The sequence below is a fragment of the Kocuria sp. UBA1838 genome (assembly GCF_002338785.1).
In the GTDB taxonomy this organism is placed as follows: domain Bacteria; phylum Actinomycetota; class Actinomycetes; order Actinomycetales; family Micrococcaceae; genus Kocuria; species Kocuria marina.
In genome coordinates, this window is record NZ_DDIY01000016.1 from 94,363 (window position 1) to 114,539 (window position 20,177).

Here is a 20,177-nt window from a genome sequence, read left to right on the forward strand (position 1 = left end):
CACGTGGCGGCCACACACCAGAGCGCCCACGAGGGCCGGTTCCCGGTGCGCAGCGTGGAGATGACGGCGGTAGCCATGGGTAGGGCACCGATGACCACCGCGGAGTGCGAAGCGGACGTGGTCTGCAGCGCCAGAGTGGTCAGCAAGGGGAAGCGCAGGGCGCAGCCGAGTGCCACCGCGGTGATCCCCACCCATTCGTGACGGGCGGGCACGGGCGGGCCCACAGGAGGGCGGTCCCGGCCAGTGCCGCTGCGATGGCGCCTCGTAGTCCGGTGGCCGTCCAGTGTCCGAACCGGCCCAGGGCGAAGACCGTGCCCGGGAAGCTCAGGGATAAGGCGACGACGCCCAGGGACGCGAGGAGGGGGCCATTGCCCCATACGCCGTCGGCCCGTCCCGGGCCCCGAACCGATACTGCGGTGGGAACAGTAGCGCTATGACAAGCTTTCATGATCGAAGTAGCAGTTCCGAGGACATCGCCCGGGAACTGACGCGGGACGTCACATCACGTGCCACGGGAATGCGGCTACCGTCCCACCGGGCTCTCGTGACCCGCTTCGGCGCGAGCGCCTCCCCCGTGTCCCGGGCACGCGCGCTACTCGCCCAGCGTGGCCTGGTGGTGTCCCGACCCGGGGCGGGGCGGGGGCGCGAGGACGTGCTGGTCGTGGGTCGGCGGACAGGCCGCCCTGTCCACCGCGATGCGAGCAGTGGCCGGTCCCTGGCACGATTGCAGACGGCGCTCACGCAGCGCAGGCGGCTGGCGGTCCGCACGGTCGTCGAGACCCTAGGGGCAGACGTCCTCCCCGATCACCCCCCGCGGGGGTTATCACCTGTGGCTGCGCCTTCCCCGGGGCACCGACGAGAGCGAGTTCCTCTCGGCAGCCCTCGCGCGCGGCACCGCGCTGGCCCCGGCACCTACTTCCACACCGACCAGCCCGACGTCCCGCGCGTTCGCCTGAGCTACGCAGCAGCGCCCACGACAGCGGACCTGGTCACGGGCATCCATCGACTCGAAGGACTCGTGAGAGGAGGACCGCTACAGCACCGCGGTCCGGTCAGTGGGTGCGGGGCATGCGACGGTCCGCGCGGAGCACGCGCACTAGGACCACGGCCACGACCAGCACCATGAGACCGCCCACGAGCGAGCTCCACTGCATGCCGGAGGAGAAGGCGGCCGTGGCGGCGTCGACGATCGAAGCCTGCAACGGCGATTGAGCGGCCACGTCCAGGGCGCCACCCAGCGTCTCGTGCGCGGCCTGCGCGCTCGCGGGATCCAGTGCCGCGGGCAGGTCCAAGTGGGCCTGGTAGAACGCGGTGGTCACACCACCCAGCACGGCGGTGCCGAGCACGGCGCCCACCTCGTACCCGGTTTCGGACACGGCCGACGCCGCTCCGGCCTTGCGTTCCGGCACGGACGAGACCACGAGGTCGGTGGACAGTGTGGTCGCGATACCCACACCCGCGCTCATCACGGTGAACCCGCCCAGGACCGGCAGCGCCGAGGCCTGTTGATCGGTGAAGAACACCAGGAAGAAGCCCAGGGCAACGAGCAAGAGACCCAGCACCACGGCGTTGCGCAATCCGATCGTGTAGGCCAGCTTCGCGGCGGTGAGCCCGGCGACGATCGCCAGCAGCAGCCCGGGGACCATGAACAGACCGGAGGTCATGGGGTCCATGCCACTGACCAGCTGCAGGTGCTGGGTGAGGAAGAACAGGAACCCGAACATCGCCACGTTGGACACCACGTTCACGGACAACCCGCCCGAGAACCGGGGGCTGCGGAAGAAGCGCAGGTCCAGCATGGGGTAGTCCTTGACCACCTGGCGGCGCGCGAACAACAACCCGGACAGCGCACCCACGGCGATGAACAGCACACCGTGCAGAGCGGAGCCACCCGTGGCCATGGTCTTGATGCCGTACACGATCGGGGCCATGGTCAGGATCGCGAGCACGATGGACGCGGGGTCCACCGGTCCCGGGTGGGGGTTACGGGACTCGGGCAGCAGCAACGGGGCCGCGATCAGGAACGCGATCAGCACCGGGACAGCCAGCAAGAATACCGAGCCCCACCAGAAGTGGTTGAGCAGGAAGCCCCCGGCGATGGGACCCAGGGCGGCGCCGGCGCTGAACCCGGCCGTCCAGATCGCGATGGCAAGGCTGCGCTGGCGATCGTCCTGGAACACGGTGCGCAACAGGGACAGCGTGGTGGGCAAGAGCATGGAACCGAACACGGCGATCCCCACGCGGGCGGCCAACAGCCATTCGGCGCTCGGGGCGAAGGCCGCGCCCAGGGAGACCAGGCCGAAGCCCGAGGAACCGATGATGAGCATCTTCCGCCGCCCGATCCGGTCCCCCAGGCTCCCCATGGGGATCAGCAGGGCGGCCAGGACCAGGGGGTAGATGTCCACGATCCACAGCAGCTGCGCTGCGGTGGGACGCAGCCCCGCGGAGATCGCGGGCAGGGCGAAGCTCAGGGCGGTGTTGTTCACGGAGACCAGGAGCACCGGGAACATGAGGGCGCCCAGGGCGGCCCAGCCACGGGCATCGGCCTTGCGGTGTTGATCGACCATCACGGACACGTGGAACCTCCTGGGAGAAGAGCTGCGGATTCGGGTGTGCGAGCCGTACACGGTTGTACCGAGCTCCTTCACAGGAGCCTCTCGCCAAGTCTTTACCGTCTAGACGGTACAGTTAACATGGTTAGGCTGGCAATGATTCCCACCCCGTGAGGTTCACTACACCCATGCCCCGCAAACCCGTGGCCCGCGAGAAACTACTCACCGCGTTCGAACACCTCGTGCTGTCGGAGGGCGAACGTGCCGCGACCCTGGACGCCGTCGCCGCCCGGGCGGGGGTGTCCAAGGGCGGGTTGCTCTACCACTTCCCCCACCGGCAAGCGCTCGTGGACGCCGCCCTGGCCCGGTGCGAGGAGATGGCCCGCGAGGACCTGACCCGCCTCACGCAATCCCCTCGGGGTGCCGCACGGGAGTTCCTGGCCACCTCCCTCTATGAGGACAGCCCCCTGGACCGCAGCCTCATGGTGGCCTTCCGCATGGTGCAGTCCGGCGAGCCCGGCGCCCGCGAGACGTGCGAGCGCGTGACCCGGGAGTGGTACCGCGTGGTCCTCGAGGACGTGGGGGACCCGATGATCGCCACGGCCGTGCAGTGCATGGGGGACGGGCTCTACCAACGGGCGTCCATGGGTCTGCTGCCGGAGGACCCGGAGGAGAAGCAGCAGATCCTGCAGCGCCTGCTGGACACTGCGGATCGGTTGACGCGGGACTCGTGACGAAGCCCCGGCCGAGCACCTCGCGGTACTCAACCGGGGCTTTGTGGCGGGGCCGTTCAGGGCGCCGCCGTGCCGGAGCGATCGGGTCAGTCGACCCGCGCCAACCCCTCCACCGGGTTGAGCTTCGTGGCCCGTCGCACCGGCAGCGCGGAGGCGATGACCGCCACCACCACCGCACCGGCCAGGATGAGCAGAAAACCACCCCACGGCACCACGGGCCGGACGGTCATCCCCTTCACGACCAGGGACATCACCCCCAGCATCCCGAAGAGCCAGCCCACCACGGTGGCCACGAGTGAGATCACGAGGGCTTCCCGCCGGATGAGCGCCCCGAGTTGCCGCTTGGACAACCCCAGCGCTCGCAACAGGGAGTTCTCCCGGGAGAGTTCTCCCGGGAGGGTTCCAACACGGACAGGGACGTGGTGGAGGCGATCCCCAGGACGAAGACCACCATGGCCACCGCGAGCAGTGCCAGCATCACCGCAAGCAGGATGTCCAGGAGGTTCACGTAGCCGGCCTTCTCGAGTAAGGCTCCACCCAGCTCATCCGTGCCCACGTGCAGGATCTTCGCGACGGACTCCTCCAGCTTGGTGGCTTCCTGCACGTCGAGGCGCTGCGCGGCGTCGGAATGCCGTCGGCGGAGCGGGAGCCGCGCAGACCGTCGAGTGCCGCCGCGCCGGGCCCAGGAGGCCACGAGGGTCAGGAGCACGCCGGTGACCAGTCCCGCGATCACGTCCCACAGGACCTGCGGTGTGCATCATGCGAGGGGATGAGCGGGCCACCGTGGGGCTCCCCTCAGGAGAACCACTCGGTGGGCGGGCCCGCGGTGAGCAGCACCGAGAACAGCGCCACCACGAACACCAGCAGGGCCAGGGCGGAGAGCACGGGCCACCGCAGGATGACCGCGAGCAGCCGCTCCGCGGGAGTGCGGGCGGGCTCACGCAGCCCGCTCGGGACCCCGCCAGGGGTGGCGGAGGTGGCGCGGGCGTCGTCGCCCCCCGCAACCCGTCCGTCCGACGTGGTGCCGGCCCCGGTGCGCGCGTGACCCGCGGGGGCCACGCGCCACTCGTCCGCGAGCAGGCCCTTGCGCTCCACGTGCCGCTCGAACGGCACCGTGGCGAACGGGACCACGGAGAGCACGAGGCCCAGCACGCCCGTGGCGGCCGGCCAGCGCCGGTCCGTCCAGACCACCACGGTGGAGACGCAGTAGCTCAGGAACACGAACCCGTGGATCCCCCCGGCCAGGCGCACGGGGAGGTCACCGGCACCGAATCCGTACTTGGCGATCATGCCCAGGATCAGCAGCGCCCACGTGACGGCCTCGGCGGTCGCGGCGATCCGGTACAGCTTCCGCGGGCTCATGCGGCGGGGTCCTGATCGGCTTTGGAGGTGGCGTCGCGGACCTCGCCCACAAGCTCCTCCAGCACGTCCTCGAGCGCCACGATGTACACGGACTCGTCCGTGGTGCGCGAGTCCCGGGCCACCTGGCCCAGCAGCGCGAAGTGCGCGCCGTTGGCCTGCATGGTGCGGGTGACCTTGCGCAGCTTGTCCTCCGGGGCCACGCGCGCGAAGCGGCGGATGATGGCCGCGGGGATCGGTTGCTCCCGAGCGGTCTCCGGCAACCCCAGCACGTCCTTCGTGTGGACGTAGCCCATGAGCCGCTCGTTCACGTCCCGCACGGGGAAGCGCGAGAAGCCCGTCTCCGCACACAACTGCTCGACCCCGGCCACGGTGATGTCGGACGGGGCGGTGCGCATGCCCGCGAGGGGCAGGGCGACGTCGCCGGCCGTCTTGTTCTCGAAGTTCAGCGCGCCCGTGAGCAATCGGATCTCGTCGGTGTCGAGCAGGCCCTCACGGCCGGACTCGGCCACGAAACCGCGGACGTCATCGGACGTAAAGGCCGAGGCGACCTCGTCCTTGGGCTCCACCTTGAACAGCCAGCGCACTAGGTGGTTGGCGGTCTCGTTCATGACCCAGATGGTGGGGCGGAAGACCACCACGAAGCCGTGCAGCACGGGGCCGAGCACCTGGGCCACGCGGCTGGGGACCGCGATGGCGATGTTCTTGGGCACCATCTCGCCCAGGACCATGTGCAGGAAGGTCACGATCAGCAGCGCGATCGCCAGGGCGATCGGGTGCAGCAGAGCGGGCGGCACGCCCGCGGCCTCGAGGGGCACCTCAATAAGGTGAGCGATCGCGGGTTCACCCACGGCACCGATCAGCAGGGAGCACGCGGTGATCCCCAGCTGGGTGGCGGCCAGGGACACGGACACGTTCTCAATGCCCTTGAGGGCGTACTTCGCGGACTTGGATCCGTCCGAGGCGCGGGGTTCGAGCTGGTCGCGGCGGGCCGATACCATCGCGAACTCGCTGGCCACGAAGAAGGCGTTGCCCGCCAGAAGCAGGACCAGGACGATGATGGCGGTACTCGTGGTCATCGCTGCTGCTCCTCACGCGGGTCCTCCACGGACACGTCCTCGTCCCGGTGGAAACCGGCGGCGCCCACACGGTCGCCGTGCGAGACCCGGAATTCCTCCGCGGTCTCGGGGTCGCGGTTCTCACCGCCCAGCGGGTCCGGTCGCCCGGGTGGGCGCCAGGACGTGGACGACGTCGAACCGCCCCGCTCGTCCGGATTGCCGCCTTCGCGGTGCACCATGATGCGGTCCACGCGGTGCTGGTCCATGCGCACCACGGCCAGGTGGATCTGCGCTTTGGTGGGCAGGTCGTCGTCGTCGCGGTGGATGTGGTCGATCGCTTCCAGGGTGAGCTTGTCGCCCACGCTGGGCAGCCGGTCCAGTTCCTCGGCGATGAGACCGCCCAGGGTGTCGGACTCCTCGCCCTCGGGCATGTCCACGCGCAGCACGTCGCCCAGTTCGTCCGGGCGCAGCAGTCCGGAGACCACCAGGCCACCGTCGCGGGTGCGGCGGAAGCGCTGCACCCGGGTGTCCTGCTCGTCATCGATCTCCCCCACGATCTCCTCGATGAGATCCTCCAGGGTCACGATGCCCGCGGTGCCGCCGTACTCGTCCACGACCACGGCCAGTTGCAGACCCTTGTTGCGCAGTTGACGCATGAGCGGGTCCAGGGTCATGGATTCGGAGACCACGTCCGCGGGGACGCACACGTCCGCGACGCGCACCACCGCGCGTTCCTCGAACGGAACCGCGAGCGCGTGGGTGTAGTGCACCACGCCCACGATGTCGTCCACCGATTCCCCTGTGACGGGGAACCGGGAGTGACCGGACTCGGACGCGGTGAGCAGCATGTGCTCCACGGTGTCGTCCGCGTCCAGGAAGGTGACCCGGGGGCGGGGACGCATCACGTCCGCGGCCGTGCGGTCACCGAACTCGATGGACCGGGCCACGAGTTCCGCGGTGCCCGCGTCCAACGTGCCCTCACGCCCGGAGCGGCTCACCACGGACGCGAGTTCCTCCGCGGTGCGCGCGTTGGCCACTTCCTCCGTGGGCGTGAAACCGAGCATGCGCAGCACCGCGTTCGCGGAGCTGTTGAGCATGGTCACGAGCCAGCCGAAGACCACCATAAAGATCTTCTGCGGCAGCACGACCACGTGGGTGACCCGCAGGGGGTCGGCGATGGCCCAGTTCTTGGGGACGAGTTCACCGAACACCATCTGCGTGAAGGTCGCGACGATGAACGCGGCGGTGGTCGCGATACCCACCGCAGCGGCGTCGGGCACGCCGGTCCACCCGAGGCCCTCGGTGAGCAGGGTGCCCAGACTGGGACCGGTGAGGAAGCCCGCCAGGAGGCTCGTGACGGTGATGCCCAATTGGGCACCGGAAAGGTTGGTGGAGGTCTTCTTGAGGCTCTGCTCGATGGTCTTGGCGCGCTTGTCGCCTTCGGCCTCCGCGCGTTGGACCGCTTGGCGGTCCACTGTGAGGAACGAGAACTCGACCGCCACGAACAGGGCGTTGGCGAGGACCAGCAGGAGAAAGACGAGGAGGAGCAGCCAGGCCGTCAGCACCAGCTCACCTCAATGCACACCGCATCGGCGCGGGAAGGGAACGGGGAACCGAACGAGCGGATGTCAGGGGAGCAGCGGCGCTGCCCGGGACTGTCCGACTCCTTGTCATCGGCCGAGGGGAGCGCACCGAAGTACGCTGCGGGCCGGTTGTGTTGAGATGTCACGAGAAAAGGATACCGAATCCGCTCCCGGGGAGGAGAGGGACACCGCCCGACCGGTGGAGCTCTGCCCCGGCGGTGTTCCGCGTTCACACCTGAGCGGCGGGCTCAGCCTCAGCGGGTACGCCCCAGGATGTGCTCGGCGCAGCTGCGCAGGTCCTCGTTACGGAACCGGTACCCGCTGGCCAGGAGCTTGCCGACGTCCACCCGGTGGCTCGCCGCCACGAGTTCCTCGGTGGCCTGCGCCCCCAGAACGGCCTTGGGACCGGCCAGGGGTGTGGGGACCACCGCGGGGCGGTGCAACACACCGGCCACGGTCTTGGCGAACTCCTTCTGCCGCACGGGTTCGGGGGCGGCCACGTTGAACGGGCCCTCGGCGTCGTCGCTCAGCGCAAGGTGGGCCACGGCGCCGGCCATGTCGTCCAGGCCGATCCAGCTCTGCCACTGCTTCCCGCCGCCCATGGGCCCGGACAGACCGGCCCCCATGAGGGGCAGTTGCGGTTTCAGCAGGCCACCCGTGGGTGAGAGCACCAGACCGGTGCGGACGTTGACCACGCGCATGCCGTACACGGCGGCCCCGTGCGCGGCACGTTCCCACTCCCGGCACACCTCCGCGAGGAAACCGTCCCCGGACGCGGAGTCCTCCGTGAGGATCTCGTCCCCCCGCCCGGTGCCGTAGTAACCGATCGCGGAGGCGACCACCAGCGCGCGCGGGCGCTTCTCGGCCGACACCTGGCCCAGCGCGCGCACGAGCAGGTTAGTGCTGTCCACGCGCGAGCGCATGATCTCGTGCTTCTTCGCGGGCGTGAAACGGGTAGCGATACTTTCGCCGCCCAGGTGGACGACGACGTCGACCCTCTCCAGATCGTGCGGGTTCAGCACCCCTTCGTCCGGGTCCCAGCCGATGACACCCTCACCGGTGGCGCCGCCGCGCTTGAGGCGGAGCACCCTGTGCCCGCCCGTTTCGAGTAGCGCGCACACCTGGGTGCCCACGAGCCCGGAGGAACCGGCCACCGCGATGGTGAGCCGGGGCCCGTCGTGCTGGTCGTGGAAGTCCAGGTCGGCACGCAGTTGGCGTTCCCGGTAGGAGAAGATCCGCTCGAGCTGCGGCGTCATCACGCGCTCACCCAGGTCGTTGAGCTTGCCCGCCCACTCCGGCAGTGGGCGCACCGTGACCTGGTCCCGGACCAGGGTCCCGCCGTTCTCCGTCTCCTCGAAGACGTGCCGGTGCTCCCACTCCCCCAACGGCCCGCTGACCATGCGATCCGTGAAGTACCGCGGCGGATCCCACTCACCGTGTTCGGCTGTCCAGGGCAGGTGCACCATGCCGAACGTCCCGGGCACGGAGATCCCCAGCTTGGCTTCCGAGCCCGGTTCGATCCCGTCCGACGGCGCTTGGCGCACCTGGTCGGGGCCCCCACCGAACGGCGGGGTCAGGCGGGGCAGGGCTCCGGGGCGCTCGTGCCACGCGAAGACCCGCTCCCGGGGTTGGGACAACCGTGTCTCATGGATGTACTGGTGTGTCATGGCAGTGCTGTCCGTTCGTCGAGGGGCCCGAGATGCGGGAGATCAGCCGTTCTGGGGAACCTGGTCCACGAGCTCGTCGTCCTCCGGTTCGTCCGCGGGGGTGACGCGACGGACCTGATCGGAGGTCACCGTCCGTTCCCGCTGATAGGGCTCGAGCGTGACGGGGCGGCCGGTCTCGAGCGATTCGAGGACGGCCTCGTTCACTCGCACGTCCAGCATGCCCTCCTCGCCGTCCGGTTCCGGGGCCTCGCCCCGGCGCAGGCAGTCCACGAAGTACTGGGTCTGGCCACCGAACTGTTCCACGGGGTCGTGGGCGAAGCTCTCGGAGGAGCCCTCCTGGGTGAGCGTGTACTCGATGCCCACGCCCGGACCGAAACCGAAGCACGGCTGCGCGCTGATCTCGCCCTTGGTCCCGGCCACGGTGAACTGCTCGGCGGACTCGGAGGCGTAGCTGATGGTGAACTGCGCCACCCGTTCACCCGGGAAGGTGAGGGTCACGGCCACGGTGTCGTCGAAGTTGAACTCGCGGCCCGAGGTGCGGACTCCCTTGGCGTAGACCTCCACGGGTTCGTCGTGGAAGAGGTTGCGGACCATGTTCTGCGGGTAGGTGCCCATGTCGGGGATGGGCCCACCCCAGAAGCCCGAGTGACCGCGGTGGTTCTCCTCCGTGATGTCCTGGCAGAAGGTCGCGGTGAAGAACCGCGGGTCACCGATGACCTGCTGGTCACGGACCTTCTCGATCATCTCCACGGTCGCGGGTTCCTGGTGCAGGCGGTAGGCGACCATGAGGGTGGCCCCGCCCTGCTTCGCGGCATCGGTGATGGCCTGGCAGTCCTCCACGGAGGTGGCCATGGGCTTCTCGAGCAGGGTGTGGATCCCGGCCTTCAGCGCGGGTTCCGCGAACTCGCGGTGGCGGAAGACGGGAGTGGCCACGTACACGGCGTCGATGTCACCGGACTCCAGCAGCGCGGGGTACTCCTCGTAGGAGTAGGTGGCCACACCGAATTCCTGACCCAGCACCTCCGCCTTCTCCGGGCTCGAGGTCACCAGGGCCGCGAGCTCCGCGTCCTCGATCCGGGAGAGCCCGGGGATGAATGCCTGCTGGGAGATCTGTCCCACGCCCACGACGGCGAAGCGGACGGGGTGGTTGTTCTGAGTGGCATCAGCCATGATTCTGACCTCCGGACTGCTCGAGTATGACGGTCCACGCCCACAAGTCAGGGGCTTATGACGTGCTACTGCCCACTGTAGGCACGGGCCGCGAGCCCTGTCAGCGCTCGTTCACCCACCGCGCACAGCTTCCCGGGTCTCAGAGTTCGCGCGCGTTGCGCAGCACCGGGATGGCCTTGCGCGTCCGCTCCACGAGCTCCGGGTCCAGGTCCACGACCGTGTAGTCCGGGGCGTCTCCCAGCCGCGCCACCACGGAACCGTCCGGCGCGGCCACCAGGCTGTGCCCCACACCGCGCGGCGCCTTGTCCGGGTTCTCCTCCCCCACCGACTCGGGGTTCGCCTGTCCCACGGCCACCACGTACGACGTCGTGTCCAGGGCTCGCGCGCGTGCCAGCAGTTCCCACTGCGCGACCTTGCCCGGCCCGTCCCCCCAGGACGCGCCGAGAACGGTGACCACGGCGCCGTCGTGCGCCAAACGCGTGAACAGACGCGGGAAGCGGATGTCGTAGCACGTGGCGACCCCCACCGTGAGGCCGCCCGCGGAGAAGGTGACCGGTTCGTCGCCGGGGTCCACGGTGTCCGACTCCAGGAAGCCGAAGGCGTCGTACAAGTGGATCTTGGCGTAGCCGCGCACGGTGCCGTCCGGGAGGGCGATCACCGCGGTGTTGCGCACGCGATCACCGTCACCGGGGGTGAACATGCCGGCGACGATCGCGACCGAGTGGTCACGCGCGAGCTTGGAGACCGCCGTGGCCCATGGGCCATCGAGAGGTTCGGCGACGTCCTTGAGGCTGCGACCGAACGCAAACATCGTGGCCTCGGGCAGCACGAGGAGATCCGCGCGGTCCTCCCCCGCGCGGCGCGCGAGCTCGCGGACGCGCTCGAGGTTGTGTTGCGAGTCGTGGGTGCTAAGCAACTGGCCGAGTGCGATACGCATATCAGTCACGGTAGCCGGGCGGCGCAGGGGTCCGGAAGTGCTGCCGGGGCGCAGGGGCCGTCTCCGTGCGGACGTCGACGGCGCGTCTCACGCGGAACCACCCGGCCGCCCGCGGGTGCGGGGCGGCCCCGGGAGCTATGCGTTCTTGGCGATCTTGACCGCGCTCATGATCATGGGGATCTGCAGCGGGAGGCGGCCGAGGGAGATCGCCTGCTTCGCGGCGGACGCGTGGCGCCAGTCCCACGCCATCTTGAAGTTGCCGGGCCACACGCCCACGAACAGGGCGGCCGCGGCCACCCCGCCGGCCTTGCGTGTGGCGGGGATGAGCAGCAGCGCGGCGGTCCCGAGTTCCGCGAATCCTGAGCCGATGGACCACTGCCGGGCGGTGCCGGGCAGCTGTTCGGGGATCAGGTGGTCGAACGGTTCCGGTTTCACGAGGTGCAGGGTCCCCATCCCCGTGAGTGCCAATCCGGTGAACAGCGCGGCGCGGTGGGCCCTGCGGCGGGCGGTCATCAGTTTTTTGGTCATGCTCCACGGTACCCGGGAGTGGACTCCCCGCAGCGGCGGTAGGACGGGCCCCACTCCTCACCGCAGTCGATGAGGTACTGCGAACCGTTCACGGTGAGCAGCGTGGAGATGCCCACCCGGTCGGAGCCGTCCCGCGCACGGCGGCCCACCGGAGGTCCCCAGCAGGGTCACGCGCGTGGCGTAACGGGAGGCGTCCTCCCGACTCAGTGGCCGCGGTGCGACGTTCATGCCCGGGCCCCCTGCTGAGAAGCGTCCCGCGTTCCCTGCTCGGAAGCGCCCCTGGAGTCCTGCTCGGAAGCGTCGCGAGCACTCACGGAGCTCCGGCCGCCCTGAAGCGCACCCTCCCCGCTGCCCAACACCGCGCGCAGCGTCTCGGTCAGCATGGCCGCGGGATCCTCGACCATCCCGTGCGAACGGTAGGCCACGTGGTTGTCGGGGCGCACGAGCATCATGCCGTCTTCCGCGACCTCGCGCAGTCCGGCCCAGTCACCGTAAAGGTCCTCGTATTCCTGCTCCGGCCCGATCACGTGGGCCGTGAGCGGGATGCCGAGCTCCTCGGCCACCCGTTCGGCGGCGTCCGCCCACTTGGCGCCGTTGATCCCGGTGAGCACCGTGAACCGGCCGTGCCCGCAGATGTCGTGCGTGGACACGCTGGGTTCCCGCGGGTCGGCGAGCCCGAGCCACGCGTGGGGCAGCCGCGAGCCGGGGCGCGTCGTCGGACGGTAGTACAGCTCGGCGTCCCGCTCGTCCACGGGCAGCTCGGTGCCGTCCGCGACCACGGCGGAGGACGATCCGGCGGCGCCGTGACGGCACGGCGCTCGCGGTGGAGGGGAAAGGGGTGGGCTCAGACGTCCTCGGGGGCGAGCACCACGTCGAAGCGGGTGCTGGCCCAGCTCTCGTCCAGGCGGCGACCGTCCGGGGTGGGCTCGTTCGCGTCATGGGTCTCGAACGTCTTGATCAGGGAGTCCTTGACGCCGAACACCGAGTCACCGACCTCGAGTTGCGGATCCCCCTCCACGAAGATGTGGGTCACGAGCGTGCGCCGCCCCGGGGCCGAGACCATGAAGTGCAGGTGCGCGGCGCGGTACGGCGAGCGCCCGGTGCTCTGCAGCATCTTGCCCACGGGCCCGTCGTGCGGGATGGGGTACGGGGTGGGTGTGAGGCCCCAGAAGCGGAACGTTCCATCGTTGTCGGATTCGAGCCATGCGCGGCCGTAGACCCGGCCGTCGGTGTGCTGGACGTCGTACAGACCCTCGTCGTCCGCCTCCCACACCTCGATGCTCGCACCCGCCACGGGGTTGCCGTCCGTGTCCTTGACGGTTCCCTCGACCCAGCACGGCTGGCCCGGGGCACCCCCGGCGATGTCTTCGCCCTGGTCGATACGCGGGGCGTCCTGGGCGAAGAACGGGCCGAACACGGTGGCTTCCGTGGCATCCTCGTAGGCCTGGTTGTTCACGGCGATGGTCTGCATGGAGATGCCCAGCACGTCCGAGAGCAGCACGAATTCCTGACGGGTGTCCGTGGTGATGTTCCCCGCGTCCGTGAGGAACTTGATCGCGGCGTTCCACTCGTCCTCGGTCAGCCGGGTCTCGCGCACGACGGCGTGGGCGTGGGTCACGACGCTGCGCAGCACCTCCGCGAGGCGCGGGTCGGGGGACTCGTCGAAAGACGCCAGGACCTGTTCGGTGAGTTGCGCTTCGCGCTGGCACTGCTCCTCACTCTCGGTGCTGTCGGACGCGTCACCGGTCGCGGCCGTGACCACCGAGGGGTTCTCCCCCTGCAGGGCCGCGCGCAACAGCACGGTGAGGTTCTCGGTCGTGGGCGTGACCGGGTTGGACTCCGGGATGGCCTGGAGCGAGCGCTCCACGGCCTCGGTAACGTCCTCCTCGGTGAAGCCGACGTCGGACAGCGCCCGGGGTGCGTCCAGGTCCTTCCGCAGTGCGGCCAGTGCGTCGTTGGCGGCCCGGGCCTCCCCACCGGCCACGGTGCCCTCGTACCCGAGCGCGGCGGCGAGACGGCCGGCGAGTTCCGGGACGGCCGGGGCGTTGAACGCCAGGACGTACGGCAGCACGGTCGCGTGGGTCTCGGCGTGGGGCAGGTTGAACGTCCCCCCGAGCACGTGCGCGATCTTGTGGTGGATCCCCGAGCCCGCGGACGCGAACGACAGCGCGGAGAGGTAGCAGCCGTAGAGCGCCTGCTCACGGGCGTGCATGTCCTCGGGGTCCTTGACGATCCCCCGCAGGGCGATCGCGAGTGCCCGCGCACCCTCGAGCGCATGCGCTTGGTTGATGGGATCGGCCTTGGGCGCCCACAGCGAGTCCACGCAGTGCGCGAGTCCGTTGAGCCCGGACGCGACCGACAGGCCCACGGGCAGGGATCGCGAGAGTTCGGCGTCGTAGATCACAGCCTCGGGCAGCACCTTGGGGTCCAGGCCGGTGGACTTGGTGCGGTCCTCCGTCATACCCCACATGCTCGTGGCCTCGGAGCCCGCGTAGGTCGTGGGCACGGCCAGGAGGGGCAGCCCGGACGTCAGTGCGATGGCCTTGCCCAGCCCCGTGGTGGAGCCGCCGCCCACGGTGACGAGCGCGTCCACGTCCGCCTCGCGTGCGGCGTCCCGCGCGCGCTCGGCGAGTTCCACGGGGACGTGCTGGACGACGTCGTTCCACGTCAGGGCGGGCTGCGCACGCTCGGCGACCTGCCGGACCAGCTCCGCTTCGTGCTCCCCCGCGATGATCATGGGGCGCGTGGCGCCGAGGCGGTCGAGTTCGGCCACGAGGTGTTCGGCGGCCTTGCCCGAGCCGAACAGGACACGTTGTCCCAGGGTCGTGTGCTCGAAGACCATCGGCCGGGGCGCTGAGTCGGAACGCTGGATGGACATGGGAAACCTGCCTTGACTGGACGATCCTGATGTTCTTGCAGTGTGGTGCACACCATATCCATAGATCCAATACAATTTTTTCTAGGCAGACATAAGGACACATTATGGATACGCGCCAGCTCACGTACTTCCTCGCGGTCGTGGACCACCAGGGCTTCACTGCCGCGTCCGCGGCCCTGCGGATCACGCAACCGGCTCTGAGCAACACCGTGAAGCAACTCGAGAAGGAATGCGGCGTGCCGCTGCTGCACCGCGGCGCACGCGGCACCCGGCCCACCGAGGCCGGCAAACAACTCGCCACGGACGCCCGGCGCATCCTGCACGACCTCGCGTCCACCACAGCGCGCATGCGGTCGATCGCCCAGGGTCGGCGAGGTCAGGTCACGCTGTCCGTGGCACCCGCGTTCGAGTGGTGGCACCTGCCGCACGCGCTGAACATCCTGGAGAGCGCGGCCCCGGACATCGACATCGACCTGCGGGACCCCTCCCCGGACATCACACTGCGCACGTTGCACGAGGGCGTGATCGATCTGGGGATCGTCCTGACCTCGGACGTCTCCGCCCTGCGGCGGATCCACGGCGCGGATCTCTCCCTGGAACCCCTGCTGACCATGCCGCTCGTGGTGCTGTTGCCGCGCAGAATGGACACCCTGCCGCCTTATGTCTCCTTGGCGGACCTGGCGTCCGAGACGTGGCTCGTGCCCGCCCGCTACCCGGGACTGTCCGGGCTGCCGGAGTTACTGGCCAACGTGTGGCGCGAACGCCCCACGACCCGCCCGGCGGCCGTCACGGAGGTGTCCACGCTGCAAACATGTGTCCCGCTCGTGGCGGCCGGGCGCGGGGTGGCGCTCGTGCCCGAGCAGGTGCGGGAGATCATGGGCGCCAAATGCGTGATCCGGAAGGTGCGGGAGAGCGTGGCGCAACAAACCGCCGTCGTCGGCTGGCGCACGCAGCAACCGCTGTCCCCCGCCGCCCTGCGCGTCAAGGACGTCCTGTTGGACCCCGCCACGTGGGCGCGACCCGGGGACGCCGTGGGTCCGGATCCCGCGCTCGAGCAGGAACAGAGCTGATGACCACCTCCTGCCATAACCGGCGCTTATCGGTCATCCCGCGTTCCTCGTGAAGCGACGCACGTACCGGGCTTAGGCTGGGAGACAGCACGCGGCGTCGTCGTCGGAGGACGTCGTCGCAGGAAGTGGGGGAGACGGTCATGGACCCGTTCGTATCACCCGATTGGCTCGCCGAGCACCGCGAGGACGTGGTGCTCGCGGACGCCCGCATGTACCTGGACGGACGCAGCGCGGAGGCCGCCTACCTGCAGGGACACCTGCCCGGCGCGGTGTTCGTGGACGTGGCCACCGCGCTCGCGGCCCCGGCCTCCCCGGAGAAGGGTCGGCACCCGCTGCCCACCCCCGAGGATTTCGCCGCGGCGATGTCCCGGGCGGGCATCGGCGACGACACCACGGTGGTCGCGTACGACGACGCCGGCAACGTCATGGCCGCGCGCCTCATCTGGATGCTGCGCACCACGGGCCACCGCGCCGCGCTGCTCGACGGCGGCCTGTCTGCCGCAGGCTCCGGCGAGCTGGAACGACGCCGCACGGTCCTCCCCGAGGCACGTTTCACCCCGGTGCCGTGGCCGCGCGACGCGCTCGCGAGCATCGACGAGGCGGTCCACGGCCCGCTGGTCGTGGACGCGCGCGACCGCACACGGTTCGCGGGCAACACCCCGATCCCGTGGATCCGCGCTCCGGCCACATCCCGGGCGCCGTGAACGTCCCGTGCCGTGAGCACCTGACCGAGCGACAGACCCTGCAACCGGTGGAGCAGTTGCGGGAGCGATTCGAGCGCGCGGGGGTCACGGACGCGCACCACATGATCTCCTATTGCGGCTCCGGTGTGACGGCGTGCCACAACCTCCTCGTAGCCGAGCACGCGGGACTCGGCACGGGACGGCTGTTCCCCGGGAGCTGGTCCCAGTACTCCCACACGGACCGCCCCGTGGAGACGTCCCCTCAGGGCTGAACCATCCATCACGGTACTTACGGTTTCCCCACCTCGGTGCCAAGATGGGAAGCACCACAGTGGTTAGCGCCACGGACAGTACAGGAGGCACGTCATGACTCAGCAACCCGAGAACCCGGATCCCATCGCGTCCGCCGGTCAGATCGACGATCCCGACCAGCCCACCACCGTGCAGGGCCACGACGACTCCCGCGCCGGCCGCGACACCCAACCGGATGAGAGTTCCGCGGAAGGGGACCCCGACCAACCCGGCGCGGTCCGTCGCACCAGCGTCCCCCCGGCGGGCGCCACCGATCCGGGCACCGTCGACGGCGCGGTGAACGCGACCGATCGCGGCGGCGTCGTCGAGGAGCGCACCGTCCGTGACGACCGCGACGTCGTGCGTGATGACCACGCCGCGGACCACGGCAAGCCGCCCAAGGCGTTGAAGGAGACCGGCTTCCCCAACGTGGGCGAGGGCACCGTGGACGAGCAGAGCGCCCGCGATGTCGATTCGGAGGCGCTGGCCGGAACGCGGAAGTTCCAGCCCAGGCCCGGGGATCCCAACCCGAACATCTCCGCGAACCCCGCCGACCGCCCGGACGTGGACGGCGAGGTCGACGACGAGGGCAACGCCCAGTACCAGCGCTCCGAGGAGATGCCGGACATCGAACCCGTGCGGCACTCGCACATGGTCGAGGACCGTGTCCAGGAGCAGGAACGCGACTACGACCTCGAGACCACCGAGGACGGCGAGCGCTACCTCACACCCAAGGACCTGCCGAACAACTGACGGCGGTCCCCCAAGCGCGCCCGGTCGGACACCCGTTCGACCGGGCGCTCGTGTTTGCGTGGCCTTGATAGTCTCGGGCTTTCCGGGCACCGCAGGTGCCGCGTCCCCGACCACGAAAGAACCGGGCCATGACCGACCCTTCGTTCACCGTGCATGCCGCGGCCGGCAGCTCGCCCGCCCTCGGCCCGGGGCGGGACCCCGCGCCCGGCGGCCGACCGCCCTCGGGAACGTCCGGGCGCGACGGCGCACTGCTGCGGTTCCTGAACGGCGTCGAGTGGGTGGGCAACAAGTTGCCGCACCCGTTCTGGCTCTTCGTGATTCTCGCCGGTCTCGTGGCGGTGCTGTCCGCCGTACTCGCGACGGCCGGTGTCACCGCGCAGAACCCCGCGACCGGGGACGTGGAGACCGTTCACAACCTGCTGACGTCCGAGGGGCTGCAGGCCATGGTGGGCGACGCCGTGGAGAACTTCGCCTCCTTCCCGCCCCTGGGCGTGGTGATCACGGTTTTGCTGGGCGTGGCCGTCGCCGAACGCAGCGGGCTCATCAACACCGCGGTGAAACTCGTGGTCTCCCGCGTCTCGGCGGGATGGCTCACGTTCGTGCTCGCGCTCACGGGTGTCACCGGTTCCGTGGCCTCGGACGCGATCGTGGTGGTGCTGATCCCCCTGGGCGCGGCGGCGTTCAAGGCGGCCGGCCGCTCCGCCGTGCTGGGCGCGGTGATCGCGTTCGTCTCGTCCTCGGCCGGCTTCAACGCCTCGCTGGTGGTCAACCTGACCGATCCGCTGGTGGGCGGGATCACCCAGTCCGCGGCGCAGCTCGTGGATCCCGAGTACACGGTCTCCCCCATCGCCAACTACTTCTTCTCCGCGGCCTCCGCCGTGGTGCTGGCGCTCGTGATCACCCTGGTCTCGGAGACCGTCCTGACCCGGATGACCAAGAAGTACCACGCGGCGGAACGCTCCGAGGCGGAGGCCGCACGGGCGGCCGAGGCCGGCGACGGCGAGCACGCCGAGACCTTCACGGCCCAGACCCTGACGGTCACGTCCCGGCGGGAGACCACCGCCCTGTGGGCCGCCGTGGGAACGCTCGTCGCGGGCCTGGGCATCTACTTCACCCTGTTGTTCATCCCCGGCACACCGTTCCCCGGGGAGGACGGCACCCCCCTGACCTCGGTGCTGATCAGCAGTGTCGCGGTGCCCATCGGGCTGCTGTTCTTTGTGTGCGGTATCGCTTACGGGACCGTGGCCGGGACCATCGACAAGGCCTCGGACGTGCCGCCCATGATGGCCTCCGCGATCACCCAGGTGGCACCCCTAATCGTGCTGTTCTTCGCGGCCGCCCAGTTCATCGCGTGGTTCGACTGGTCCAACATGGGCACCGTACTGGCCATCAAGACCGCCGGGGTGCTCGGCTCCGCCGGGGTCCCGCCCGTGGTGCTCTTCGCGGGCATGGTGGTGCTGATCTCCGTGATCAACCTGTTCATCACGTCCGGCTCCGCGCAGTGGACCCTCACCGCGCCCGTGCTGGTGCCCATGTTCATGTACTTGTCCATCCCCCCGGAGACCACGCAGATGCTGTTCCGCATCGGGGATTCCCCGTCCAACGTGCTCTCGCCGCTGAACCCGTTCTTCGCCATGACCCTGGGCTTCATCCAGCGCTGGTACCCCAAGGCCGGGATCGGCACTCTCATGTCCATGGTGCTACCCCTGTCCCTGGCCATGATCGTGGTGTGGTTCCTGTTCTTCCTGGCCTGGTGGGGCCTGGGCATCCCGCTCGGACCCGGCTCCCCCACACGCTGACGCCGCAATGTTCACGGACACTTCGCTCCTTGTCCCCCAAAAGGGACAGTGTTGTCCCCTTAAGAGTTCGACGTCGCCGTGAACCGCGTTCTCCCAGGTCATCGTGGGATTACGCGGGGACGGAACTGCGTTCTATGAAAATGAAAAATCACGGGTTGATTACAACGCGGATGTGGCATTGCAGCGACCCGGACAAGTTGTCAACCTGTTTGCTATGGCGAAGACGACATCACCTCGAACATGGATGACCACCCTTGCCCTGGTCGGGGCGTTCGCAGTGACCGGATGCGGGTCCAGCAACGATTCCGGCCCGGGCAACGACGCCGCCGGGGCCACCCAGGGGAGCACGCCGCAGGGTGGGGAGCAGACGAGCACCGACGCGAGCGGCACACAGCCCCAGACCGGTGACTCGCCGTCCGGTGAGGCGCAGTTCGGGACGAGTGCCACTCCGGATGCCGACCACAGCGCGGACGTCTACGAGCTCACGGAGACCTACACGGATCCGGCGAAACTGTTCACGGTGAAGTACCCCAAGTCCTGGAAGGTCCAGAAGGACAACGGGTACCTGAAGTTGACCAGCCCGGACGGGAAGGTCCAGGGCAAGGTGGCATCCACCAAGGTCCGACCCCCCAAGGGCGATTGGTTCACCCGCCCCACCCACCCCCTGATCGGGGAGGAAACCGGGTTGAGCAAGCAGGTGGGCACCCAGGTGTTCACGTACTCCACCTACGTCCCGGCCCCGCCGCACAGCGAGCGCAGCGATTCGGTCCTGTGGGGGCTCACGGAGTCCGACAGCCAGGGCATCGTGTCCCTCCCGGGCGGGGACAAGCGGGACGAACTGTGGGCGGAGTTCTACTACGCCCCCGTGAACAAGGGGAACCGACCGCTGTCCCAGAGCCAAGGGGTCAAGCTGGTCAATCAGATCAACGAGACGGACGAGGCCGGCACGGTGGACGCGATCCTCAAGTCCATCCGGGCCGTCGACTAGAGACGACCCGCCGGCCGTTCGTCGGGGCGGGGCAAAGAGCGCGGGGAGAGTGGCCGGTGCGGTCATTCCGGTGGGTTGCCGGGATGACCGCACTGGTGTTTTTCGGCGGGTGATCTGAGTGGGCGCG

General features: G+C 69.5%; 22 protein-coding genes. 8 read left to right on the top strand and 14 right to left on the bottom strand.

Annotation, left to right across the window (positions count from 1 at the left end; genetic code table 11):
- The coding region (locus tag B3I25_RS08560) for an EamA family transporter (protein WP_222119046.1) at positions 1-212 on the bottom strand (212 nt) is incomplete at its 3' end.
- A 221-nt stretch (positions 213-433) separates the two neighbouring features.
- Between B3I25_RS08560 and B3I25_RS12445 the strand changes: the two genes are divergently transcribed.
- Entirely contained in the window at positions 434-1,126 is a 693-nt protein-coding gene (locus B3I25_RS12445) for a GntR family transcriptional regulator (protein ID WP_414672703.1), read from the top strand.
- Here the strand turns inward: B3I25_RS12445 and B3I25_RS08565 are convergent.
- On the bottom strand, positions 1,053-2,567 hold the full coding sequence (locus B3I25_RS08565) for an MFS transporter (protein WP_286738712.1): 1,515 nt from the start codon (positions 2,565-2,567) through the stop codon (positions 1,053-1,055). The genes B3I25_RS12445 and B3I25_RS08565 overlap by 74 nt on opposite strands.
- Positions 2,568-2,740: 173 nt before the next feature.
- Here B3I25_RS08565 and B3I25_RS08570 point away from each other — a divergent pair, with 173 nt between their 5' ends.
- Positions 2,741-3,286, top strand: coding sequence for a TetR/AcrR family transcriptional regulator (locus tag B3I25_RS08570; protein WP_144933104.1), 546 nt, complete (start codon positions 2,741-2,743; stop codon positions 3,284-3,286).
- 86 nt (positions 3,287-3,372) lie between these two features.
- Here B3I25_RS08570 and B3I25_RS08575 read toward each other — a convergent pair whose 3' ends face one another.
- The 12 genes from B3I25_RS08575 to B3I25_RS12385 form a co-directional block, all read right to left on the bottom strand.
- Positions 3,373-3,651 carry an ABC transporter permease gene (locus B3I25_RS08575; RefSeq protein ID WP_313361566.1) on the bottom strand — a complete coding sequence of 93 codons (279 nt, stop codon included), beginning with the start codon at positions 3,649-3,651 and terminating at the stop codon, positions 3,373-3,375.
- The gene (locus B3I25_RS08580; RefSeq protein WP_286738635.1) at positions 3,588-4,019 is read right to left on the bottom strand and encodes a hypothetical protein; all 432 of its coding nucleotides are present in this window, start codon (positions 4,017-4,019) and stop codon (positions 3,588-3,590) included. The genes B3I25_RS08575 and B3I25_RS08580 overlap by 64 nt, the downstream gene beginning before the upstream one ends.
- 62 nt (positions 4,020-4,081) lie before the next feature.
- A complete protein-coding gene (locus tag B3I25_RS08585) occupies positions 4,082-4,648 on the bottom strand; it encodes a DUF3817 domain-containing protein (RefSeq protein WP_085106831.1) in 567 nt (188 codons plus the stop codon).
- Positions 4,645-5,724 (bottom strand): hemolysin family protein, encoded by a 1,080-nt coding sequence (locus tag B3I25_RS08590; RefSeq protein ID WP_286738637.1) that lies wholly within the window; start codon positions 5,722-5,724, stop codon positions 4,645-4,647. Before B3I25_RS08590 ends, B3I25_RS08585 begins: the two co-directional genes overlap by 4 nt.
- Positions 5,721-7,268, bottom strand: a complete 1,548-nt coding sequence (locus B3I25_RS08595) for a hemolysin family protein (protein ID WP_286738638.1) — start codon at positions 7,266-7,268, stop codon at positions 5,721-5,723. The genes B3I25_RS08590 and B3I25_RS08595 overlap by 4 nt, the downstream gene beginning before the upstream one ends.
- A 272-nt stretch (positions 7,269-7,540) precedes the next feature.
- Positions 7,541-8,953, bottom strand: coding sequence for a TIGR01777 family oxidoreductase (locus B3I25_RS08600; RefSeq protein WP_286738639.1), 1,413 nt, complete (start codon positions 8,951-8,953; stop codon positions 7,541-7,543).
- A gap of 42 nt (positions 8,954-8,995) precedes the next feature.
- Complete coding sequence (locus B3I25_RS08605; protein ID WP_286738640.1) at positions 8,996-10,123, bottom strand: Gfo/Idh/MocA family protein; 1,128 nt, start codon at positions 10,121-10,123, stop codon at positions 8,996-8,998.
- A 139-nt stretch (positions 10,124-10,262) separates the two neighbouring features.
- Positions 10,263-11,060, bottom strand: coding sequence for a carbon-nitrogen hydrolase family protein (locus B3I25_RS08610; protein ID WP_206399893.1), 798 nt, complete (start codon positions 11,058-11,060; stop codon positions 10,263-10,265).
- Between the two features lie 135 nt (positions 11,061-11,195).
- Positions 11,196-11,588 (bottom strand): DoxX family protein, encoded by a 393-nt coding sequence (locus B3I25_RS08615; protein ID WP_085106837.1) that lies wholly within the window; start codon positions 11,586-11,588, stop codon positions 11,196-11,198.
- Complete coding sequence (locus tag B3I25_RS08620; protein ID WP_286738641.1) at positions 11,585-11,737, bottom strand: hypothetical protein; 153 nt, start codon at positions 11,735-11,737, stop codon at positions 11,585-11,587. Before B3I25_RS08620 ends, B3I25_RS08615 begins: the two co-directional genes overlap by 4 nt.
- Before the next feature lie 75 nt (positions 11,738-11,812).
- Positions 11,813-12,367, bottom strand: a complete 555-nt coding sequence (locus tag B3I25_RS08625) for a hypothetical protein (RefSeq protein ID WP_286738642.1) — start codon at positions 12,365-12,367, stop codon at positions 11,813-11,815.
- Positions 12,368-12,432: 65 nt separating this feature from the next.
- Positions 12,433-14,466: a maleylacetate reductase and hydroxyquinol 1,2-dioxygenase domain-containing protein gene (locus tag B3I25_RS12385; RefSeq protein WP_349676533.1), complete on the bottom strand. Its 2,034-nt coding sequence runs from the start codon at positions 14,464-14,466 to the stop codon at positions 12,433-12,435.
- Positions 14,467-14,570: 104 nt separating this feature from the next.
- Between B3I25_RS12385 and B3I25_RS08640 the strand changes: the two genes are divergently transcribed.
- The 6 genes from B3I25_RS08640 to B3I25_RS08665 all read left to right on the top strand — a co-directional run bounded on the left by B3I25_RS08640 (position 14,571) and on the right by B3I25_RS08665 (position 20,050).
- Entirely contained in the window at positions 14,571-15,536 is a 966-nt protein-coding gene (locus tag B3I25_RS08640; protein ID WP_286738643.1) for a LysR family transcriptional regulator, read from the top strand.
- 140 nt (positions 15,537-15,676) lie between these two features.
- Entirely contained in the window at positions 15,677-16,240 is a 564-nt protein-coding gene (locus tag B3I25_RS08645; protein WP_286738644.1) for a sulfurtransferase, read from the top strand.
- Positions 16,237-16,491: a sulfurtransferase gene (locus B3I25_RS08650; protein ID WP_286738645.1), complete on the top strand. Its 255-nt coding sequence runs from the start codon at positions 16,237-16,239 to the stop codon at positions 16,489-16,491. Before B3I25_RS08645 ends, B3I25_RS08650 begins: the two co-directional genes overlap by 4 nt.
- A gap of 94 nt (positions 16,492-16,585) precedes the next feature.
- Positions 16,586-17,263, top strand: a complete 678-nt coding sequence (locus B3I25_RS08655; protein WP_286738646.1) for a hypothetical protein — start codon at positions 16,586-16,588, stop codon at positions 17,261-17,263.
- Positions 17,264-17,391: 128 nt separating this feature from the next.
- Positions 17,392-19,062: an AbgT family transporter gene (locus B3I25_RS08660; protein WP_206478855.1), complete on the top strand. Its 1,671-nt coding sequence runs from the start codon at positions 17,392-17,394 to the stop codon at positions 19,060-19,062.
- A 244-nt stretch (positions 19,063-19,306) separates the two neighbouring features.
- Positions 19,307-20,050 carry a hypothetical protein gene (locus B3I25_RS08665; RefSeq protein WP_206478856.1) on the top strand — a complete coding sequence of 248 codons (744 nt, stop codon included), beginning with the start codon at positions 19,307-19,309 and terminating at the stop codon, positions 20,048-20,050.
- Positions 20,051-20,177: the final 127 nt, after the last annotated feature.

What these genes read in the sequence shown, in the direction of transcription:
- B3I25_RS12445 (WP_414672703.1), top strand. Translation starts at nt 434, where the DNA reads ATGACAAGCTTTCATGATCGAAGTAGCAGTTCCGAGGACATCGCCCGG.
- B3I25_RS08565 (WP_286738712.1), bottom strand. Translation starts at nt 2,567, where the DNA reads ATGGTCGATCAACACCGCAAGGCCGATGCCCGTGGCTGGGCCGCCCTG.
- B3I25_RS08570 (WP_144933104.1), top strand. Translation starts at nt 2,741, where the DNA reads ATGCCCCGCAAACCCGTGGCCCGCGAGAAACTACTCACCGCGTTCGAA.
- B3I25_RS08585 (WP_085106831.1), bottom strand. Translation starts at nt 4,648, where the DNA reads ATGAGCCCGCGGAAGCTGTACCGGATCGCCGCGACCGCCGAGGCCGTC.
- B3I25_RS08590 (WP_286738637.1), bottom strand. Translation starts at nt 5,724, where the DNA reads ATGACCACGAGTACCGCCATCATCGTCCTGGTCCTGCTTCTGGCGGGC.
- B3I25_RS08600 (WP_286738639.1), bottom strand. Translation starts at nt 8,953, where the DNA reads ATGACACACCAGTACATCCATGAGACACGGTTGTCCCAACCCCGGGAG.
- B3I25_RS08605 (WP_286738640.1), bottom strand. Translation starts at nt 10,123, where the DNA reads ATGGCTGATGCCACTCAGAACAACCACCCCGTCCGCTTCGCCGTCGTG.
- B3I25_RS08610 (WP_206399893.1), bottom strand. Translation starts at nt 11,060, where the DNA reads ATGCGTATCGCACTCGGCCAGTTGCTTAGCACCCACGACTCGCAACAC.
- B3I25_RS08615 (WP_085106837.1), bottom strand. Translation starts at nt 11,588, where the DNA reads ATGACCAAAAAACTGATGACCGCCCGCCGCAGGGCCCACCGCGCCGCG.
- B3I25_RS12385 (WP_349676533.1), bottom strand. Translation starts at nt 14,466, where the DNA reads ATGTCCATCCAGCGTTCCGACTCAGCGCCCCGGCCGATGGTCTTCGAG.
- B3I25_RS08640 (WP_286738643.1), top strand. Translation starts at nt 14,571, where the DNA reads ATGGATACGCGCCAGCTCACGTACTTCCTCGCGGTCGTGGACCACCAG.
- B3I25_RS08645 (WP_286738644.1), top strand. Translation starts at nt 15,677, where the DNA reads ATGGACCCGTTCGTATCACCCGATTGGCTCGCCGAGCACCGCGAGGAC.
- B3I25_RS08655 (WP_286738646.1), top strand. Translation starts at nt 16,586, where the DNA reads ATGACTCAGCAACCCGAGAACCCGGATCCCATCGCGTCCGCCGGTCAG.
- B3I25_RS08660 (WP_206478855.1), top strand. Translation starts at nt 17,392, where the DNA reads ATGACCGACCCTTCGTTCACCGTGCATGCCGCGGCCGGCAGCTCGCCC.
- B3I25_RS08665 (WP_206478856.1), top strand. Translation starts at nt 19,307, where the DNA reads ATGACCACCCTTGCCCTGGTCGGGGCGTTCGCAGTGACCGGATGCGGG.